At 67.3% G+C, this 19,053-nt stretch carries 16 protein-coding genes; 14 read left to right on the top strand and 2 right to left on the bottom strand.

The window, feature by feature from the left end; translation table 11 throughout:
• Positions 1 to 88: 88 nt before the first annotated feature.
• The 4 genes from tsaB (at position 89) to ACZY0R_RS27590 (ending at position 3,552) form a co-directional block, all read left to right on the top strand.
• Positions 89 to 859 (top strand): tRNA (adenosine(37)-N6)-threonylcarbamoyltransferase complex dimerization subunit type 1 TsaB, encoded by a 771-nt coding sequence (gene tsaB / locus ACZY0R_RS27605; RefSeq protein ID WP_488862864.1) that lies wholly within the window; start codon positions 89 to 91, stop codon positions 857 to 859.
• 86 nt (positions 860 to 945) lie between these two features.
• A complete protein-coding gene (gene rimI, locus ACZY0R_RS27600; protein ID WP_488866215.1) occupies positions 946 to 1,440 on the top strand; it encodes a ribosomal protein S18-alanine N-acetyltransferase in 495 nt (164 codons plus the stop codon).
• Positions 1,437 to 2,420, top strand: coding sequence for a uracil-DNA glycosylase (locus tag ACZY0R_RS27595; protein ID WP_488862862.1), 984 nt, complete (start codon positions 1,437 to 1,439; stop codon positions 2,418 to 2,420). Before rimI ends, ACZY0R_RS27595 begins: the two co-directional genes overlap by 4 nt.
• Positions 2,401 to 3,552, top strand: coding sequence for a DUF1853 family protein (locus tag ACZY0R_RS27590; protein ID WP_488862860.1), 1,152 nt, complete (start codon positions 2,401 to 2,403; stop codon positions 3,550 to 3,552). Before ACZY0R_RS27595 ends, ACZY0R_RS27590 begins: the two co-directional genes overlap by 20 nt.
• Before the next feature lie 26 nt (positions 3,553 to 3,578).
• Here ACZY0R_RS27590 and lplT read toward each other — a convergent pair whose 3' ends face one another.
• Positions 3,579 to 4,898, bottom strand: coding sequence for a lysophospholipid transporter LplT (gene lplT, locus ACZY0R_RS27585; protein ID WP_045241518.1), 1,320 nt, complete (start codon positions 4,896 to 4,898; stop codon positions 3,579 to 3,581).
• A gap of 432 nt (positions 4,899 to 5,330) precedes the next feature.
• On the opposite strand from lplT, the gene alr reads away from it, so the two are divergent.
• From alr to ACZY0R_RS27560, 5 genes are all read left to right on the top strand, one after another.
• Positions 5,331 to 6,446 carry an alanine racemase gene (alr, locus tag ACZY0R_RS27580; protein ID WP_488862858.1) on the top strand — a complete coding sequence of 372 codons (1,116 nt, stop codon included), beginning with the start codon at positions 5,331 to 5,333 and terminating at the stop codon, positions 6,444 to 6,446.
• Positions 6,447 to 6,624: 178 nt separating this feature from the next.
• On the top strand, positions 6,625 to 7,986 hold the full coding sequence (gene radA / locus ACZY0R_RS27575; RefSeq protein ID WP_488862856.1) for a DNA repair protein RadA: 1,362 nt from the start codon (positions 6,625 to 6,627) through the stop codon (positions 7,984 to 7,986).
• 79 nt (positions 7,987 to 8,065) lie between these two features.
• Positions 8,066 to 8,641 (top strand): hypothetical protein, encoded by a 576-nt coding sequence (locus ACZY0R_RS27570; protein WP_488862855.1) that lies wholly within the window; start codon positions 8,066 to 8,068, stop codon positions 8,639 to 8,641.
• A 19-nt stretch (positions 8,642 to 8,660) separates the two neighbouring features.
• Positions 8,661 to 9,272, top strand: coding sequence for a GNAT family N-acetyltransferase (locus ACZY0R_RS27565; RefSeq protein WP_488862853.1), 612 nt, complete (start codon positions 8,661 to 8,663; stop codon positions 9,270 to 9,272).
• A 320-nt stretch (positions 9,273 to 9,592) separates the two neighbouring features.
• Entirely contained in the window at positions 9,593 to 10,078 is a 486-nt protein-coding gene (locus ACZY0R_RS27560; protein WP_045241513.1) for a disulfide bond formation protein B, read from the top strand.
• A gap of 72 nt (positions 10,079 to 10,150) precedes the next feature.
• Here ACZY0R_RS27560 and ACZY0R_RS27555 read toward each other — a convergent pair whose 3' ends face one another.
• On the bottom strand, positions 10,151 to 12,097 hold the full coding sequence (locus ACZY0R_RS27555) for an ATP-binding cassette domain-containing protein (RefSeq protein WP_045241512.1): 1,947 nt from the start codon (positions 12,095 to 12,097) through the stop codon (positions 10,151 to 10,153).
• Positions 12,098 to 12,422: 325 nt separating this feature from the next.
• Between ACZY0R_RS27555 and ACZY0R_RS27550 the strand changes: the two genes are divergently transcribed.
• From ACZY0R_RS27550 to gsiC, 5 genes are all read left to right on the top strand, one after another.
• On the top strand, positions 12,423 to 13,448 hold the full coding sequence (locus ACZY0R_RS27550) for a MurR/RpiR family transcriptional regulator (protein WP_488862850.1): 1,026 nt from the start codon (positions 12,423 to 12,425) through the stop codon (positions 13,446 to 13,448).
• A gap of 5 nt (positions 13,449 to 13,453) precedes the next feature.
• A complete protein-coding gene (locus ACZY0R_RS27545; protein WP_488862848.1) occupies positions 13,454 to 14,407 on the top strand; it encodes an isoaspartyl peptidase/L-asparaginase family protein in 954 nt (317 codons plus the stop codon).
• Positions 14,408 to 14,497: 90 nt separating this feature from the next.
• Positions 14,498 to 16,387, top strand: a complete 1,890-nt coding sequence (locus ACZY0R_RS27540) for a dipeptide ABC transporter ATP-binding protein (RefSeq protein ID WP_488862846.1) — start codon at positions 14,498 to 14,500, stop codon at positions 16,385 to 16,387.
• A gap of 38 nt (positions 16,388 to 16,425) precedes the next feature.
• On the top strand, positions 16,426 to 17,973 hold the full coding sequence (gene gsiB / locus ACZY0R_RS27535; RefSeq protein WP_488862844.1) for a glutathione ABC transporter substrate-binding protein GsiB: 1,548 nt from the start codon (positions 16,426 to 16,428) through the stop codon (positions 17,971 to 17,973).
• A 159-nt stretch (positions 17,974 to 18,132) separates the two neighbouring features.
• On the top strand, positions 18,133 to 19,053 hold the full coding sequence (gene gsiC, locus ACZY0R_RS27530; RefSeq protein ID WP_488862842.1) for a glutathione ABC transporter permease GsiC: 921 nt from the start codon (positions 18,133 to 18,135) through the stop codon (positions 19,051 to 19,053).

Genomic DNA, 19,053 nt, shown 5'->3' with positions numbered 1-19,053 from the left:
CAGTCCGCGGGGATGGGGCGCCCGGTTGCGGGTTGGCCCGGACGCGCGCAAGTTCAGCTTTTGAGGTCGCTCCGGATACAATCTCGCCATGTCCTGGATTCTTGCAGTTGAAACCTCCACCGAGTGGTGTTCGGTCGCGCTCGGGCGCCTTGCCGATGGCGGCGCCCTTGAGTGCCTGGTTCGTCATGAACATACCGGCCCGCGCTCGTCTTCCCGCGTGTTGCCGGCCGCCGGCGAGCTGCTGGCCGAGGCCGGCATCGCCTTGTCCGATTGTGCCGCCATCGCGTTTGGCGCCGGGCCGGGCTCCTTCACGGGCCTGCGCACCGCCTGCGGCGTGGCCCAGGGGCTGGCCTTCGGGGCCGACCTGCCGGTGATTCCCGTCAATTCGCTGATGGCCTGTGCCGAGCGCGTGCGCCTGGGCGGGGAGGGGATGCCCGCCTTGCCGCCCGGCGTGTCGGTGCTGGTTGCCCTGGATGCGCGCATGGACGAAGCCTATGCGGGCGCTTTCCGCTGGGACGCCAGCGCACACGAGTGGCAGGCGGCGACCGAAATGCAGGTGTGCCCGCCCGAGGCCGTCAGCCTGCCGGCCGGGCCGTTCTGGCTGGCAGGCAGCGCCGCTGCCGTGTTTGGCGAGCGCCTCAAGGTCACGGGGATGGCGCAGCAAAGCGTGCCCGAAGCCTTGCCCGCCGCGCCGGCGCTGGTATCGATTGCCCTGCGCGCGCTGGCACGCAATGAAACCGTCGCGGCGGCGGACGCCATGCCGATCTACCTGCGCGACAAGGTTGCCCAGACCATCGCCGAGCGCCAGGCCGCAGCGGCGCAGCGCGCCTCGCTGGCCGCGGCGGGGGAGCAGCCGTGAGCGTGGAGCGCAACCTGCCACCCGCCGACGGCGCGGCCCGTCCCGGCTCTGGCCAGGGAGCCGGCGCCGGCTGCGCGTGGCCCGAGATGCCGGTGATGCCGAGCATACCGGCAGGCTGGACCATTGGCCGCATGAGCGCGCTGGATGTCGAAGCCGTCGCGGAGATCGAAGCCAGGGCCTATAGCCATCCGTGGACGCGCGGCAATTTCGAGAATTCCGTCAAGGCGGGGCATATTGGCCTGACCTTGCGGGATCCCGGCGGCGTGCTGGTTGCCTATACGGTGCTGATGCCGGTGGTCGACGAGATGCACCTGCTCAATATCACCGTGGACCCGGTGCGCCAGCGTGGCGGGCTGGGCCGGCTGCTGCTGGCCGTTGCCCTGGCCACGTCGCACGGGCATCACCTGCATACCATGCTGCTGGAAGTGCGGCCCTCCAACGTCGGGGCGATCGAGCTGTACCGCCAGGCGGGCTTTGCCGAGATCGGGCGGCGCAAGGGCTATTACCCGGCCGCGGGCCATGCGCGGGAGGATGCGCTGGTGCTGCGCCGCGCCTGGGCGCCTGTGGAGGCCATGCCATGAGCCGCCGCGCCAGGTTTCTCGAAGTGCTCGGCATCGCCGATGAATGGGTGCTGCGCCGCGCACCAGCCATGCCGGAGGCCGCCGAGCCACCCGGAGCGGCCGCGGACGCCTCCGCCACCGTCGGTGAAGATGCCCTGGATCACGACGACCAGCCCGCGCAGGAAGCCGAGCAGGTTGTCATCACGCGCGCTGCCGCTGTCGATGCGCCAGCCGAAGCCGGCGCGGACGACGCGGTTGCAGGGGCGGCGCCTTCCGCATGGGGGCCAGACATGGATGCCGGGCCCGTCCCGGCACCGGCACCGGTCCGTCTTCCTCCCCGGCCGCCCGTTGCGATCCCGGCGGAAAGCGGCTTCGATCCCTCGCCGGCAGCCCAACCGGGTGTGGACGCCGATGCGCGTTCCGCCGCCATTGCCGCGCTGGACTGGACCGCGCTCGAACAGCGCGTCTCGGGCTGCATGGACTGCCAGTTGTGCAACGGCCGCACCCAGACCGTGTTCGGCGTGGGCGACCGCCAGGCCGAATGGATGCTGATCGGCGAGGCGCCTGGCGAAAACGAGGACAAGCAGGGCGAGCCCTTCGTCGGCCAGGCCGGCAAGCTGCTCGACAATATGCTGGCGTCCCTGGACCTGGCGCGCGGACGCAATGTGTATATCGCCAACGTACTCAAGTGCCATCCCCCCGGCAACCGCAATCCCGAGCCGGAAGAGGTCGCCCAGTGCGAACCCTACCTGAAGCGCCAGATCGCATTGATCCAGCCCAGGCTGATCCTGGTGCTGGGGCGCTTTGCCGCTCAGTCCCTGCTGCGCACCACTACGCCGATCGGCAAGCTGCGCGGCACCGTCCACAGCTATGAAGGCATCCCGGTGGTGGTGACCTACCATCCCGCCTACCTGTTGCGCACCTTGTCCGACAAGGCGCGTGCCTGGGAGGACTTGTGCCTGGCACGCGAGGTGCACGACCGTGCGGGAGCCAAGGCCTGATTTCGCGCTAAGCCAGAGCGGCGCCATCGAGATGGCGCCGCTCTGGCGCCATGCCGCCTCGCAGCGCCTGCGCGAACTCGCCTGGTGCTCGCTTTCGCCCCCATTGCTCGCGTTCCTGCCCGAAGCTGAGGCGGATCCCATCCTCAACGGCTCGGCGCTTTCGCACGCGGCCCTGGCGCGCTGGCCGGAAGGGGCACTGGCCGCCTGGCAGCGCTGGCTGCCGGCTGCCGATCCCGGTTCGCTGCCGCCCACCATTGCCGAGCTGGCGCTTGGCCAGGAACAGCAACGCGTGCGTGGTCCGTCGCCCGCGCCCAGCCTGCGCCTGGGCCGGCACGCGGAACGCCTGCTGCAATTCACGCTGGAACACACCGAGGGACTGGAACTGCTCGCGGCGAACCTGCCGGTGCGCCGCGCCGGCACCCATGGCGTACAAACGCTTGGAGAGCTGGATTTTGTCTGGCGAGACGTGGCCAGCGGCGCCACCGTGCACTGGGAGATGGCGGCCAAGTTCTACCTGCTGGTCGAGCCCCTCGCGGATGCCGGGCCGCGCGGTGGCGGGGGCGGCAACGCCGTGCTGGACCGGCATTGCTTCGTCGGCCCCAACCTGGTGGACCGGCTGGGCGACAAGCTCGAACATATCGTGCGCCGCCAGCTGCCGCTGTCGCATACGCCGGAGGCCCGTGCGCTGCTGGGCCGGCCGGTCGATCGCAGCGAGGTCTACCTGCTCGGGTGGCTGTTCTACCGGGACGGCGTGGTGCCGGCTGCCATCGGCGATCTGGGAATCGCGCCCGACCACTTGCATGGCTGGTGGTCTACCTTGCAGGACTGGTCGGACTGGGCGCACAAGCGGGAAGGATCGCGCTGGTACCGGCTGCCGCGCTCGGCATGGATGGCGCCGGCCAGGGTGGCGCAAGCGCATACGGAGACGCCGGAGGCGGTGCAGGAGGCCCTGGCGCAGCGCTTTGCCGAAACGCACCACGAGAAGAACTGGCGGCGCGAGGCCCCGGTGATGCTATGCGAAGTGGAACCGGCGGGGCAGCCCGGCGTGTGGCGGGAACGTACGCGCGGCTTCGTGGTGCCGCCGGGGTGGGAAGAGCGTGCGCGCCAGCGCATCGCCAGGCCGGTGGGGTGAAGGGCCGTGCCCGGCCCTCTGCCTGGCTAGTGGTGCTTGTCTTCGCCGATCATGGCCAGCGAATTGAAGGTCCGCACGTTGTAGCGGTGCTGGCGCATCACCAGCAGCATGGTCACGCAGACAAAAATGCCGAACGCGACGATGACGATGCCGATGGGCACATTGAGCTTGATCAGCAATGCGTACAGGCACAGCATCAGCAGCACGGAAACGTTCTCGTTGAAGTTCTGCACGGCAATCGAGTGCCCGGCCGATAGCAGCACGTGCCCGCGGTGCTGCAGCAGGGCGTTCATCGGCACCACGAAGTAGCCGGACATGCCGCCTACCAGCATCAGGAACACGTAGGCGATGGCCATGTACAACGGCATATGCATGCCGAAGAACTGGAACGTAATGTCGGGCATGCTGTTCTTGGTGTAGAAGGCCATCAGCATCACCACCACGCCCATCGCCACGCCGAAGGGCAGCACCGACAGCGACTTGCGCAGGGGAATGCGCATGGCCGCCATGATCGCGCCGACCGCGACGCCCACTGCCACCACGGCCTGCAGCAGCGCGCCTTGCGAGAGGTTCAGGCTGAGCGACTTCTCCGCCCATTTCAGCACGATGAACTGCAGCGTGGCGCCGGCGCCCCAGAACAGCGTGGTCACGGCCAGTGAGATCTGGCCCAGTTTGTCGCGCCATAGCGCGGTAAAACAGTCGGCGAATTCGGCAATCAGCTTGATCGGGTTCTTTTCCTGCTGCGGGTAACGCGCGCCGGTCTCGGGAATGAACAGGTTGAAGATGGCTGCGATCACGTAGAACAGCATGATTACCACCATCGCAGCCTCGGCCGGCGTATTGATGCCGGTATTGACGCCGGGTACGTCGATGCCCAGCAGAAGTTGCGAGATATGCACCGAGATCAGCGCGCCACCCACCACGGTGCCGAGGATGATCGAGCCCACGGTCAGGCCTTCGATCCAGCCATTGGCGGCCACCAGCTTTTCCGGGGGGAGCAGTTCGGTGAGGATGCCGTACTTGGCGGGCGAGTAGGCCGCCGCGCCGAACCCGACGATGCCATAGGCCAGCAGCGGGTGCAGTCCGAACATCATGATGGCGCAACCGCCGATCTTGATGGTGTTCGTGATGAACATCACCTTGCCCTTGGGCATCGAGTCGGCAAAGGCGCCCACGAAGGCGGCCAGCACGACGTAGGAGAGCACGAAGAACAACTTGAGCAGCGGGGTCATCCACGGCGGGGAATGCAGTTCGGTGAGAAGGGCGATGGCGGCGATGAGCAGCGCATTGTCGGCCAGCGATGAGAAGAACTGCGCCGCCATGATGGTATAAAAACCCTTCTTCATACTTTGGACTCTATCTCCATCGCTATTACCGTACGTGACTGGCACCAGCGCGCCGCTCGGCGCTGTTGTTGCCTGTAGGGAACCTGGGCCCGCGTCGTTGTCAAAGTGATGCTCGTGCCAACCTCGGGAGTGCCGCGCAGTTTGCCTGACCGTGTTTGACATATTGCATCACTTTTAAAACATGGCCGGAACGTCCGGCTTTATAACACGAAAATAAGGCGATTCCGAGCATCCACGGGCCGCCGGTTGGACAACGCAAGCGCGCCGCGATTCCCTAAATGTTTGCTCCAATGTGTTCAAATAACGTCTGTGCAACGTGCCGCGCGTACCGGGTCTTCCCGGATATGGTGCAACCATCGGGCGGGCGCGTTCCAGCCAGACAGCCAGGACCCCAGCCGCGCCGCCGCGCCGCAAGCCTCTAGAAGCGATCTCATGCCAAGACCCATTCACGCCGTCATCCACCAACCGGCCCTGGCCAACAACCTGGACGTTGTGCGCCGTTGCGCACCCCAGTCGCGGGTCTGGGCCGTGATCAAGGCCAACGCCTATGGCCACGGCATCCGCCGTGCTTTCGCCGGCCTGCGCGCCGCCGACGGTTTCGGCCTGCTCGACCTGAACGAAGCCGTGCTGTTGCGCGAACTGGGCTGGCAGGGCCCGATCCTGCTGCTGGAGGGTTTCTTCCAGCCGCAGGATGTGGCCCTGCTGGAGCAGTACCGCCTTACCACCGTGGTGCACTGCGACGAACAACTCCGCATGCTGGAAGTGGCGCGGCCCAAGGGCCCGCTGGCGATCCAGCTCAAGCTCAATACGGGCATGAACCGCCTGGGCTTTCGCCCGGAGCAATACCGGACAGCCTGGGAGCGTGCGCGGACCCTCTCATGCGTGGGCAGTATCGTGCATATGACCCATTTCTCGGACGCCGACAGCGCGCGCGGCATCGCGCACCAGATGGAAGTGTTCGACGCCACCACCGCGAACCTGCCGGGCGAGGCCAGCTTGTCCAACTCCGCCGCCACGCTGTGGCATCCGCAGGCCCACCGCGCCTGGGTCCGGCCAGGGGTGGTGCTGTACGGCGCATCGCCCACGGGCCAGGCGGCCGATGTGTCCAGCTTCGGCCTGCAACCGGCCATGTCGCTGCACAGCGAGCTGATCTCGATACAGGACCTCCAGCCGGGCGATACCGTTGGCTACGGTTCGCTGTTCAAGGCCGAGCGGCCGATGCGCATCGGCGTGGTGGCCTGCGGCTATGCCGACGGCTATCCGCGGCATGCGGCGGGCTGGGGCGACAACCCGGCGCCGGTGCTGGTCGACGGCGTGCGTACTCGGCTGGTGGGCCGGGTCTCCATGGACATGATCTGCGTCGACCTGACTCCTTGCCCCAAGGCCAAGGTGGGCAGTCCCGTGACCCTGTGGGGCCAGGGCTTGCCGATCGACGACGTCGCCGCCGCCAGCGGTACCGTGGGCTATGAGCTGATGTGCGCACTGTCGCCCCGCGTGCCGGTGACTGTGGCGACGCTGACCGCGCCGGAGCAGCCGGCACTGGCCTGAGCGGCCGCGCGGAGCGCCTGCCACATCCAGCCCGGCCGGTCCGTTCGCGGGCAGGCCGGGGCGGCTCCGGGCCGTGCATGTGCATCGCATTGAAGGCGCGGCTCGCCCACGCGGGATGTGTTGCCCGCCTGCCTGTACCCGCCGTATCTCATATCCCCCCCATTCCCGAGGACTCCAGTTGGCCAAGCCCAAGAACGTCTACACCTGCACCGAATGCGGTGGTACCTCGCCGCGCTGGCAAGGCCAGTGCCCGCAGTGCCAGCAATGGAACACCCTGGTGGAGACCGTGGCGGAAACCGGCTCGGCCAAGCGCTTCCAGCCGCTGGCGGCTTCCGCGATGGTGCAGCGCCTGTCGGAAATCGACGCCGCCGACGTGCCGCGTTTCTCCAGCGGCATCGATGAGTTCGACCGCGTGCTGGGCGGCGGCCTGGTCTCCGGTGGCGTGGTGCTGATCGGCGGCGATCCCGGCATCGGCAAGTCCACCCTGCTGTTGCAGGCGCTGGCCAACCTGGCCGCGCAGCGGCGCGTGCTGTACGTCAGCGGCGAGGAATCCGGCGCGCAGATTGCATTGCGCGCGCAGCGCCTCGGCGTCGACAGTCCGCACCTGGCGCTGCTGGCGGAGATCCAGCTGGAAAAAATCCAGGCCACGCTGGAGGCGGAGAAGCCCGAGGTGGCGGTGATCGATTCGATCCAGACCTTGTTCTCGGAGGCGCTGACCTCGGCGCCGGGCTCGGTGGCCCAGGTGCGCGAGTGCGCGGCCCAGCTCACCCGCATCGCCAAGAGCACGGGCACCACCATCATCCTGGTCGGGCACGTGACCAAGGACGGCAGCCTGGCCGGGCCGCGCGTGCTGGAGCATATAGTCGATACCGTGTTGTATTTCGAGGGCGACACGCATTCCTCGCACCGCCTGATCCGCGCTTTCAAGAACCGCTTCGGCGCGGTCAACGAGCTGGGCGTGTTCGCCATGACCGAGCGTGGCCTGCGCGGCGTCAGCAATCCCTCCGCGCTGTTCCTGTCGCAGCACGAGCAGGTGGTGCCCGGTTCCTGCGTGCTGGTGACGCAGGAGGGCACGCGGCCGCTGTTGGTGGAGGTACAGGCGCTGGTGGATACCGCGCACGTGCCGAACCCGCGGCGCCTGGCCGTGGGGCTGGAGCAGAACCGGCTGGCCATGCTGCTGGCGGTGCTGCATCGCCATGCCGGCATTGCATGCTTCGACCAGGACGTGTTTCTCAACGCCGTGGGCGGGGTCAAGATCTCCGAGCCGGCGGCCGACCTGGCGGTGCTACTGGCTATCCATTCCTCCATGCGCAACAAGCCGCTGCCGCGCGGGCTGGTGGTCTTCGGCGAAGTCGGCCTGGCCGGCGAGATCCGGCCCAGCCCGCGCGGGCAGGAACGCTTGCGCGAAGCGGCCAAGCTTGGCTTCTCGATCGCGGTGATTCCCAAGGCCAATGCGCCCAAGCAGAAGATCGACGGGCTGGAGGTGATGGCGGTGGAGCGGCTGGAACAGGCAATCGACCGGGTCCGGCACCTGGAGTGACGGCGCCAGCCTTTTCCTGACCCTCTCCGGTGGCAATTTTGGGTATATTCCGCAGCACTTTCTCAATCGGAGTTCATCCATGCGGTTTTTCAACGTCCATCGCCGCCACGGCATGCTCGCCGCGATCGGCTGCGGCGCTGCGTTGCTGCACGGGGCCGCGGCCGCGGCCGATGGCGCCAGGCCGTTCTTTGACGCAGCGCTGTGCAAGCCGCCCTACACGACGAAGACCGCCACCGCGCTCTACGAGGCCGCCGAGAAGCTCGCCAAGCCGGATCTGTCGAGGCTGGGCGCGGCCATTTACAAGCTGCCGCAGCCCATCGTGCAGGACGGTTTCGCTAGCGATGAAGTGGTATTCGCCGGTACGTCGGTGGGTGTGCTGGTGCAGGGCCGGCAGGCCGAAGCGCTGGCCGCGCGCTACCAGCTCAAGCAGGAGACTTCGACCTTGCTGGGCACCGCCACCAAGGGCTTTGCCCGCGCTCTGCCGGCCGCTCAGCAGCCTCTGCCCGGTCTCGGCACCGTTTCCATCGTGGCGCGCGAAAGCGCTGCGCTGCCGGGCAAGACGCTGCTGATTTGCGAGCTCGTCAGCCATCAGGATGCGCAGGCGCTGAAAGCCTACGAGCGCAGCCAGGCCGGGCAGGGCGCGGCCGCGCGCTAGCCCGGGAGGTATCGTCAACATGCCCGATCGACAGACTTCCCTGGCAGGCGCGGCCGGTAATGAGCCGGTCGTCCTGGAAACTGCCCGCCTGCGCTTGCGCCAGTGGCGCGAGGCGGATTTCGCGCCCTTTGCCGCGCTCAATGCCGATCCGGTGGTGATGGCGTGCTTTCCGACGCCGCTGGACCGCGCCGCCAGCGACGCCATGGCGTTGCGTTGCCAGTCGCTGATCGCTGCGCGCGGCTGGGGCTTCTGGGCGGTCGAGCGCAAGGAGGATGGCGCCTTTATCGGCTTCGTCGGCTTGCATGAACCTGCCGCGACGCTGCCGTTTTCCCCCTGCGTGGAAATCGGCTGGCGCCTGGCGCGGACGCATTGGGGGCAGGGCTTTGCCTCGGAGGCGGCGCGGGCTGCGCTGCAATTTGGCTTCGGGCGGCTGGCGCTGGCGGAGATCGTCTCGTTCACCGCGCTGGTCAATGTGCGTTCCCGCGCCGTGATGGAGCGGCTGGGCATGGTGGCGGACGGCACCTTTGAGCACCCTGCGGTCGCGCAAGACAGCCCGCTGCTGTTGCACTGGCTGTACCGCATGTCAGCGCAGCGCTGGCAAGCGCTGTCCGGCAACGTCCGCGCACCCTGAGGGCGGCGCGCTCGCGGGAGGCTGGCCGCTCTTACTGTGGCGGTTTCCACCCGCCTTACGCGAGCCATGCGCCAGCCTGTTGTGCGGGCGCCTGCGCGTGGCCCTGCGCGCCGCGCGGTGCCATCGCGGCCTGCGTCAATCCGCCGCAAGTGGCGTCGGGCCCGTCGCGCGGGATTGTGGGGGCATCTTTCGCAAAATCGGTAATAATGTGCCTCGTATTGCGCGGACGGCAACGCCGTCCGGCGCACCGATGGAGGGCCTCGCGGTGCCTGTCTAGCGCTTCGACGGGTGCCGCCCGGCCATTTTTTTGCTAGTGAGCCATGCAAGCCAATTCCCGTAGTTTCTTTCTGCTGATCGCCGCGATTTCCTTCGGGCTGGTCGGCTATGCCCTCTACCTGCAGCATGTCGAGGGGTATCAGCCGTGCCCGCTGTGCGTGATGCAGCGTTTTGCCTTCGTGGCAATCGGCGTGTTCTCGCTGCTGGCCGCCATCGCGCAGAACACGCGCAGCCTGTGGCAAGGGCTGGGCATGCTGTCCGGTGTGGCTGGCATCGCGGTGGCGGGCTATCACGTGTCGCTGTTGCTGAATCCCAAGGCCAGCTGCGGCATCGATCCGCTGGAGAACTGGGTCAACCAGTTGCCCACGGCCAAGGTCCTGCCGCAGGTGTTCTTCTCGGATGGCATGTGCACCACGCCGCTGCCCCCGATCTTCGGCCTGTCGATCCCGGCGTGGTCGCTGATTTGGCTGTTTATCCTGACCGCCACGCTGGCGGTGGGCATGATCCGGCGCGAGAAGAACTTCCGCTGATCTGCCTGGCGCGGCCGGCTGCTGCCGGCGCGCGCTTCCCGGGGGCTGGCGCCCCCGGCATTCCTCGCACGCTTACACGATCTGTTCGATCTGCTCCTGCAGTTCGAGCCAGCGCTCCTCCAGCGTGTCCAGCTCGCCGCCGACCTCGCCCTGGCGCTTGAGCATCTCCATCAGCCTGGCCTTGTTGGCTTCCGCATAACTGGTCTCGTCGGCCATGAAGGCGTCGATCTCGGTCTTGGCCTGTTGCAGCACGGCCATGCGCTTCTCCACCTTTTCCAGCTCCTTGGTCAGCGGCTTGCGCAACTGCGTCAGGCGCTGGCGTTCGTCCGCTTCGGCGCGGCGCTGGTCGCGGCGGTTGGCGTTCGATGTGGCCGAGGCATCGCCGTCCGCCGGCGCGTGCGAGGCGCTGGCCGCGTTGCGCTTGGCGGCGGCTTGCTGCAGCAGCCAGTCGCGATAGTCGTCCAGGTCGCCGTCGAAGGGTTTGATGGTGCCGTCCGCTACCAGGATGAACTGGTCGGTGGTGGCGCGCAGCAGGTGCCGGTCGTGCGAGACCACGATCAGCGTGCCCTCGAACTGCGCCAGCGCCATGGTGAGTGCCTCGCGGGTGTCGAGGTCCAGGTGGTTGGTCGGTTCGTCGAGCAGCAGCAGGTTGGGCTTCTGCCAGACGATCAGCGACAGCGCCAGCCGTGCCTTCTCGCCGCCGGAGAACGGCTCGATCGATGCGGTGGCCATGTCGCCGCGGAAATTGAAGCTGCCGAGGAAGTCGCGCAGCTCTTGCTCGCGCGTGTCCGGCGCGAGCCGCGCCAGGTGCTGCAGCGGCGAGTCCTGGTCGCGCAGCGTTTCCAGCTGGTGCTGGGCGAAATAGCCGATCTGCAGCCCCTTGCCCAGGCGCAGCGTGCCGGCCAGCGCTTCCTGCGAACCGGCCAGCGTCTTCACCAGCGTCGACTTGCCCTGGCCGTTGGCGCCCAGCAGGCCGATGCGCTGGCCGGTCTGGATCGATAGCGTGAGGTTATGCAGGATGGTCACGGGCGGCGCATCCGGCGCAGGGGCGGGATAGCCGCAGTCCACGCCTTCCAGCACCATCATCGGGTTGGGCGCCGAATCCGGCTCGCGGAACTCGAAGGCAAAGCCCGCGGCGATATGCACCGGCGCCAGCCGCTCCATCTTCTCCAGTGCCTTGACCCGGCTCTGTGCCTGGCGCGCCTTGCTGGCCTTGGCCTTGAAGCGGGTGATGAACGACTCGAGGTGGGCGATTTCTTTCTGCTGGCGCGAGTAGGCGGACTGTTGCAAGGCCATCTGCTGCAGGCGCAGCGTCTCGAACTGGCTGTAGTTGCCGCCGTAGCGGCGCAGCTGCTGGTTCTCGATGTGCACCGTGACGTTGCAGATCGCATCGAGGAACTCGCGATCGTGGGAAATCATCACCAGCGTGCCGGGATAGCGCGCCAGCCAGTCTTCCAGCCAGACGATGGCATCCAGATCCAGGTGATTGGTGGGTTCGTCGAGCAGCAGCAGGTCGGACGGGCACATCAGCGCCTGCGCCAGGTTCAGCCGCATGCGCCATCCGCCCGAAAAGGAGGCCACCGGCTGCGACACCTGCGGCAGCGTGAAGCCCAGGCCCAGCAGCAGCGCTTCGGCCCGCGCCGGCGCGGTGTAGCCGTCGGCGTCGGCAAACGCTGCGTGGGCGTCGCCCTCCGCGGTGCCGTCGCCGCTGGCCTGGGCCGCGGCGATGCGCGCTTCGATATCGCGCAGCTGGGTGTCGCCGTCGATGACATATTCCACCGCGCTGCGCATCACGGCCGGGGTTTCCTGCGCCACATGGGCGGTGCGCCACTGCGGCGGGATCGCCACGTCGCCGCCGTCAGCCTGCAACTCGCCGCGCAGCATGGCGAACAAGGTCGACTTGCCGCTGCCGTTGGCGCCGACAAGGCCGACGCGCTCGCCGGGGTTCAGCGTCACGCTGGTGTGGTCGAACAGCACCTTGGTGCCGCGCTGGAGGACTAGCTGGTCGATTCGGATCACGGGAGGGAGAGGCTGGAGAAGGGCGGGTCTGGGCGTTCGGTCAATCCGGCCCCGGCATGGCACGGGGCAACCCGGCATTGTAGCCGCTTCATATGCCGATACCTCCGGAACGCGCAACGCGCTGCGAGCCAGCCCTTCATTAATGTGAATTATGCGCCGCACGGAGCCAGGTCAGCCGGTAGCGGTCATAGGTGAAAACCCTTGAGCTGGTAAAACTCTATTTTCATGGCATGCGCTTTGCGTGTAAATTTATTTACATCGATGCGCACCGGATGAAGGCCTCGTTTCCGGCGCGCGCATCTCCAACCAACCAAAAGCACGCACCATGTCCAGCGGTACCCAAGGCTCTCCCGGCAAGGCTGCCCCTAATGGCGGCAATGGCGGCAATGGCAGCGCTTCAATCACGGAACGAATTGCCCGCGCCCTGCCCACGCTGACGCCGGCGCACCAGCGCATGGCGGAGTACGTGCTGGGCAACCCGTTCCGTGCCGCCACCATGCGTATCGACGAATTCGCCGATGCCGTGGAGGTGTCCGTGGCCACCGCCAATCGCTTCGCGCGTGCGCTGGGATTCGAGGGCTTTCCGCAATTTCGCGCCGAACTGGTGCGCGGTTTCGAAGCCACTCTTGCACCCGTTGAGAAACTACGCACCGAACTGGCGCGTCCGGCCACGGTGGCCGAAGTGTTCGCCGCCTCGCTGGAAGAGGACGTGCGCAACCTGGAAGCCTCGCGCCGCGCGCTCGACGCCGAGACCTGCGAACGCGCGGTGGAGGCCATCCTGGCTGCCGAGCGCATCTTCGTGGTGGGCTTCGGCGCCAGCGGCTTTCTCGCCGGGTTGTTGCAACATGGGCTGGACATGTCCTGCCGCACGGTGATTTCGGTATCCGGCGCCGGGGGCGCCTCCACCGCCGCGCGCCAGTTGTTCAAGCTGCAGCGCAGCGACCTGCTGATCGTGATCGGTTTCCCGCGCTACGTGTATGACACCGTGACCATCGCCCGGCGCGCCCGCTCGCGTGGCGCGCGCATCCTGGCGCTGACCGACGGACCCACCTCGCCGCTGGCGTCGCTCGCCGATATCGCGCTGTACGCGCATACCGGCCGCCAGCTTTCCGCCAACTCGGACGCCGCGGTGCTCGCCTACATCGAAGCGCTGTGCGGCGCCGTGGCCTACCGCGCCGCGCATGCCGTCAAGGCGGCCGCCGAGATGACCGAGTTCCTGCTGCCGTGGCTGCACGGCGCCCCGCCCGGACAAGGGCGCGACGCGCGCGAGCCGCGCCAGGACGAGGCTGCCGAAGGCCGCGCCAGGCGTGCCCCGGCACGCCGCAAGAACACTACCCCGAACGCATCGTGAATCCAATGAACACCCCAGTCATCGCCATCCACGGCGGCGCCGGCACCATCACCCGTGCCGCCATGAACCCCGCCAAGGAGGCCGAATACACCGCCGCGCTCAGCGCCGTGCTTGAAGCCGGCCAGCGTGTGCTGGCCGATGGCGGCAGCGCGCTCGACGCCGTGACCGAGGCCGTGCGCCTGCTTGAGGATTGCCCGCTGTTCAATGCTGGCAAGGGCGCCGTGCTGACCCACGCCGGTACCTATGAGCTGGACGCCGCCATCATGGACGGCGCCACGCTGGGCGCTGGCGCCGTGGCCTGTGTCAAGCGGCTGCGCAATCCGGTGCTGGCCGCGCGCGCGGTCATGGAAAAGAGCGAGCACGTACTGTTCGCCGGCGAGGGCGCAGAGTCATTTGCGCAAGCGCAGGGCCTGGAGCTTGTCGCGCCCGGCTACTACTTCACGCAGGCGCGCACCGATCAGTGGGAACGCGCCCGCGCCGCCAGCGGCATGACCCTGCTGGACCACGATGCCGCCTCGCTGGCCGCCGAGCCGATCGACCCGGACAACAAGTTCGGCACGGTAGGGGCCGTTGCGTTCGACGCGCAAGGGCGCCTCGCCGCGGCGACCTCCACCGGCGGCGTTACCAACAAGCAGGTGGGCCGGGTGGGCGATACGCCCATCGTCGGCGCCGGCTGCTTTGCCGACGACGTGGCCGCGGTTTCCACCACCGGTACCGGCGAAATGTTCATCCGCACGGTGGCCGCCTACGACGTGGCGGCGCAGATGCGCTATGCAGGCCTGCCGCTGGAGGAAGCCGCGCGCCGGGTGGTGATGGATAAGCTGCCCGCCATCAACGGACGCGGCGGCCTGATCGCGGTGGACCGCGAAGGCAACGTCACGCTGCCCTTCAACACCGAAGGCATGTACCGCGGTTTCGCCCGGGTGGGCGAAGCGGCCAATGTGTGGATCTACGGGTGAGCGTGCCAGGGCACGGCATCCGCACCGCACCAGGCAAAGCACCAAGCAAAGCATCGAGCAAAGCATCAACCTAGGCACTAAGGGGGCCCAGTGGCTGCATCCTCTTCCAAGTCGACCATCGTCCTGCCACCGCAACGGGTGGTTTCCGTCAACGATCTCAGCGTGCGTTTCTCCACCTCGGAGCGCACGGTGGACGCGGTGCGCAACCTGTCCTTCCACGTCGATCGCGGCGAAACGCTGGCCGTGGTGGGCGAATCGGGCTCGGGCAAGTCGGTGACCTCCCTTGCGCTGATGCGCCTGGTGGAACACGGCGGCGGCAAGATCGCCAGCGGCAGCATGGCGCTGCGCCGCCGCAACGGCGCGGTGCTCGATCTCGCCACGGCCGACGGCGCCACCATGCGCGGCGTGCGCGGCAGCGACGTGGCGATGATCTTCCAGGAGCCGATGACCTCGCTCAACCCGGTGTTCCCGGTCGGCGAGCAGATTGCCGAATCGATCCGCCTGCACCAGGGCAAGAACCGCGCCGAGGCGCGCGCCGAAGCGCTGCGCATGCTGGAGATCGTGCGCATTCCCGAAGCGCGCCGCGTGCTGGACCGCTTCCCTCACCAGCTCTCCGGCGGCATGCGCCAGCGCGTGATGATCGCCATGGCCCTGTCGTGCAAGCCGGCGCTGCTGATTGCCGACGAGCCCACCACGGCGCTCGACGTAACCATCCAGGCCGAGATCCTGCAGCTGATCCGCAACCTGCAGGCCGAGATGGACATGGCCGTGGTCTTCATCACCCACGACATGGGCGTGGTGGCCGAGGTGGCCGACCGCGTGCTGGTGATGTTCCGCGGCGAGAAGGTGGAGGAGGGCACGTCCGAACAGGTGTTCGGCAAGCCGGCTCATCCGTACACCCGCGCGCTGCTGTCCGCCGTGCCCAAGCTGGGCGCCATGCGCGGCACCGACTGGCCGGCCAAGTTCCCGCTGGTGCAGCTGGAAGAGGGCGAGCCGGTGGCGCCGGTGCCGCAGGACACGGTGCCGGCGCACGCCTCGCCTATCCTGCGCGTGCGCGACCTGGTGACCCGCTTCGACGTGCCGGGCGGCCTGCTGGGCCGCGTGGCGCGCCGCGTCCATGCGGTGGAGCGCGTGAGCTTCGACCTCTACCCCGGCGAGACGCTGGCGCTGGTGGGTGAGTCCGGTTGTGGCAAGTCCACCACGGGGCGCTCGCTGCTGCGCCTGGTCGACAGCCAGAGCGGCACCATCGAGTTCAACGGGCAGGACATCAGCCAGATGCGCGGCGGCGCACTGCAGACCCTGCGCCGCAATATCCAGTTCATCTTCCAGGACCCGTTCGCCTCGCTCGATCCGCGCGTGCCGGTGGGCTACTCCATCATGGAGCCGCTGCTGGTGCACAAGGTCGCCAGCGGCAAGGAGGCCGAGCAACGGGTGGCGTGGCTGCTGGAGAAGGTCGGGCTGCCTGCGGCGCACGCCTCGCGCTATCCGCATGAGTTCTCGGGCGGCCAGCGCCAGCGCATCTGCATCGCCCGCGCCCTGGCGCTCAACCCGAAGGTGGTGGTGGCCGACGAATCGGTCTCCGCGCTCGATGTCTCCATCCAGGCGCAGATCGTCAACCTGATGCTCGACCTGCAGCGCGAACTGGGCATCGCGTTCCTGTTTATCTCGCACGACATGGCGGTGGTGGAGCGTGTGAGCCACCGCGTCGCGGTGATGTACCTGGGCCAGATCGTCGAGATCGGCCCGCGCCGCGCGATCTTCGAGAACCCGCAGCACCCGTACACCAGGAAGCTGATGTCGGCCGTGCCGATCGCCGATCCGGCGCGCCGCCACCTCAAGCGCGAGCCGCTCTCGGACGAGATGCCCAGCCCGATCCGCGCGCTCGGCGACGAGCCGCTGGTGCAGCCGCTGGTGGCGGTTGGCGGCAACGCCGCTTCCCATCATTTTGTAGCCCGGCACGCCATTGGCGGCGCTTATTGAACCTAAGCATGAACCGAAGAATTTCCCAAGGAGAATCGATGATGTCCCGTTTGGTCCCTTCGAAGCTGATCGCCGGTGGCCTGGCCCTGGCCGCGCTCGGCGCAGGTCCCGCCTTTGCCGCCAAGGATGCCGTGATGGCGGTGTATTCCACCTTCACCACGCTGGATCCGTACGACGCCAACGACACGCTGTCGCAAGCCGCCGCCAAGTCCTTCTATCAAGGCCTGTTCGGCTTCGACAAGGACATGAAGCTGATCAACGTGCTGGCCGAGAGCTATGAAGCCAGCAAGGACGGCCTGACGTACACCATCAAGCTGAAGAAGAACGTGAAGTTCCACGACGGCACCACCTTCGATGCCGCCGCCGTCAAGGCCAACTTCGACCGCGTCACCAATCCGGCCAACAAGCTCAAGCGCTACACGCTGTTCAACCGCGTGGCCAAGACCGACGTGGTCGACGCCAACACCGTCAAGGTCACGCTGAAGGAGCCGTTCTCGCCGTTCATCAACGTGCTGGCCCACCCGTCCGCCGTGATGATCTCGCCTGCCGCGCTGCAGAAATACGGCAAGGACATCGCCTTCCACCCGGTCGGCACCGGCCCGTTCGAGTTCGTCGAGTGGAAGCAGCCCGATTACCTGAAGGGCAAGAAGTTCGCCGGTTTCTGGAAGACCGGCTATCCCAAGATCGACACCATCACCTGGAAGCCGGTGGTGGACAACAACACCCGCGCCGCCATCATGCAGACCGGCGAAGCGGACTTTGCCTTCAGCATTCCGTTCGAGCAGGCGGCCGTGCTCAAGGGCAGCGCCAAGGTGGACCTGATCGCCTCGCCGTCGATCATCCAGCGCTACCTGACCATGAACACCATGGTCAAGCCCTTCAACGACCCGAAGGTGCGCCAGGCGATCAATTACGCTATCAACAAGGAAGCGCTGGCCAAGGTCGCGTTTGCCGGCTACGCCACGCCGTCCGATGGCGTGGTGCCCGCGGGCGTGGACTATGCCGAGAAGCTGGGCCCGTGGCCGTATGACCCGGCCAAGGCGCGCGCGCTGCTCAAGGAAGCCGGCTACCCGAACGGCTTCGAGACCACGCTGTGGTCCGCCTACAACCACACCACTGCGCAGAAGGTGATCCAGTTCGTGCAGCAGCAGCTGCAGCAGGTTGGCATCAAGGCGCAGGTGCAGGCGCTCGAAGCCGGCCAGCGCGTGGAAAAGGTGGAGAGCGTGCAGAAGCCGGAAGACGCCGGCGTGCGCATGTACTACGTGGGCTGGTCGTCGTCGACCGGCGAGTCGGACTGGGCGCTGCGCCCGCTGCTGGCTTCCGAGTCGATGCCGCCCAAGCTGCTGAACACCGCCTATTACAAGAACGACCAGGTTGACGCCGACATCGCCGGCGCGCTGCGTACCACCGACCGCGGCGAGAAGGCCCGCCTGTACAAGGATGCGCAGGAACACATCTGGAAGGATGCGCCCTGGGCCTTCCTGGTGACCGAGAAGGTGCTGTTCGCGCGCGCCAAGCGCCTGACCGGCGCCTACGTGATGCCCGACGGTTCGTTCAGCTTCGACGAGATCGATATCAAGCAGTAAGAGTAAGCGTATCGGCACGACGCGTGGCGCGTCCCACAAGCAGGCGCCACGCTCCCAGCCATCGCTTAGCGGTACAGCGCAGTAAGCCGTGCACGGCCGCCTGCCCACAGATGCGGGGGCAGGGCGGGCGGCCCGCGGTCTCTAATCATCCGGTGCTTCATGCTGAACTACTTTCTTAAACGATTCCTGGGCGTGATCCCCACATTGCTGATCGTGGCAGTGCTGGTGTTCCTGTTCGTCCACCTGTTGCCGGGCGATCCCGCCCGGCTCGCGGCCGGCCCCGAGGCTGACCAGACCACGGTGGAACTGGTGCGCCGCGATCTCGGCCTGGACAAGCCGCTGCCCGTGCAGTTCGTGAACTTCTTCTCGAACGCGCTGCGGTGGGAGTTCGGCAATTCGCTGCGCACCAAGCGCCCGGTCAGCGAGGAAATCGGCGACCGCTTCATGCCGACGCTGTACCTGACGCTGGCCTCGATGGTGTGGGCAGTGATCTTCGGCATGGTGATCGGCATCAGTTCTGCGGTCTGGCGCAATCGCTGGCCCGACCGTTTCGGCATGACGCTGGCGGTGTCGGGCATTTCCTTTCCCGCCTTCGCGCTCGGCATGCTGCTGATGGAAGTGTTCTCGGTGCAGCTGGGCTGGCTGCCGTCGATCGGCGCCGATACCTGGAAGCACTACATCTTGCCGTCCATCACGCTGGGCGCCGCGGTGGCCGCGGTGATGGCCCGCTTCACCCGCGCCTCCTTCGTTGAAGTGCTGAACGAGGATTTCGTGCGCACCGCGCGCGCCAAGGGCGTGGGCGAGTTCCTGGTGGTGGCCAAGCACTGCCTGCGCAACGCCATGATTCCCGTGGTGACCATGATGGGCTTGCAGTTCGGCTTCCTGCTGGGCGGCTCGATCGTGGTGGAGAAGGTGTTCAACTGGCCTGGCCTCGGACGCCTGCTGGTGGACGCGGTCGAGATGCGCGACTACCCGGTCATCCAGGCCGAGGTGCTGCTGTTCTCGCTCGAGTTCATCCTGATCAACCTGGTGGTCGACGTGCTGTACACCGTCATCAACCCCGCCATTCGTTACAAGTAA

The organism is Cupriavidus sp. F041, from assembly GCF_057814235.1.
The sequence above is the reverse complement of the archived record's forward strand: the minus strand, read 5'-3'. Positions and strand labels throughout refer to the sequence as shown.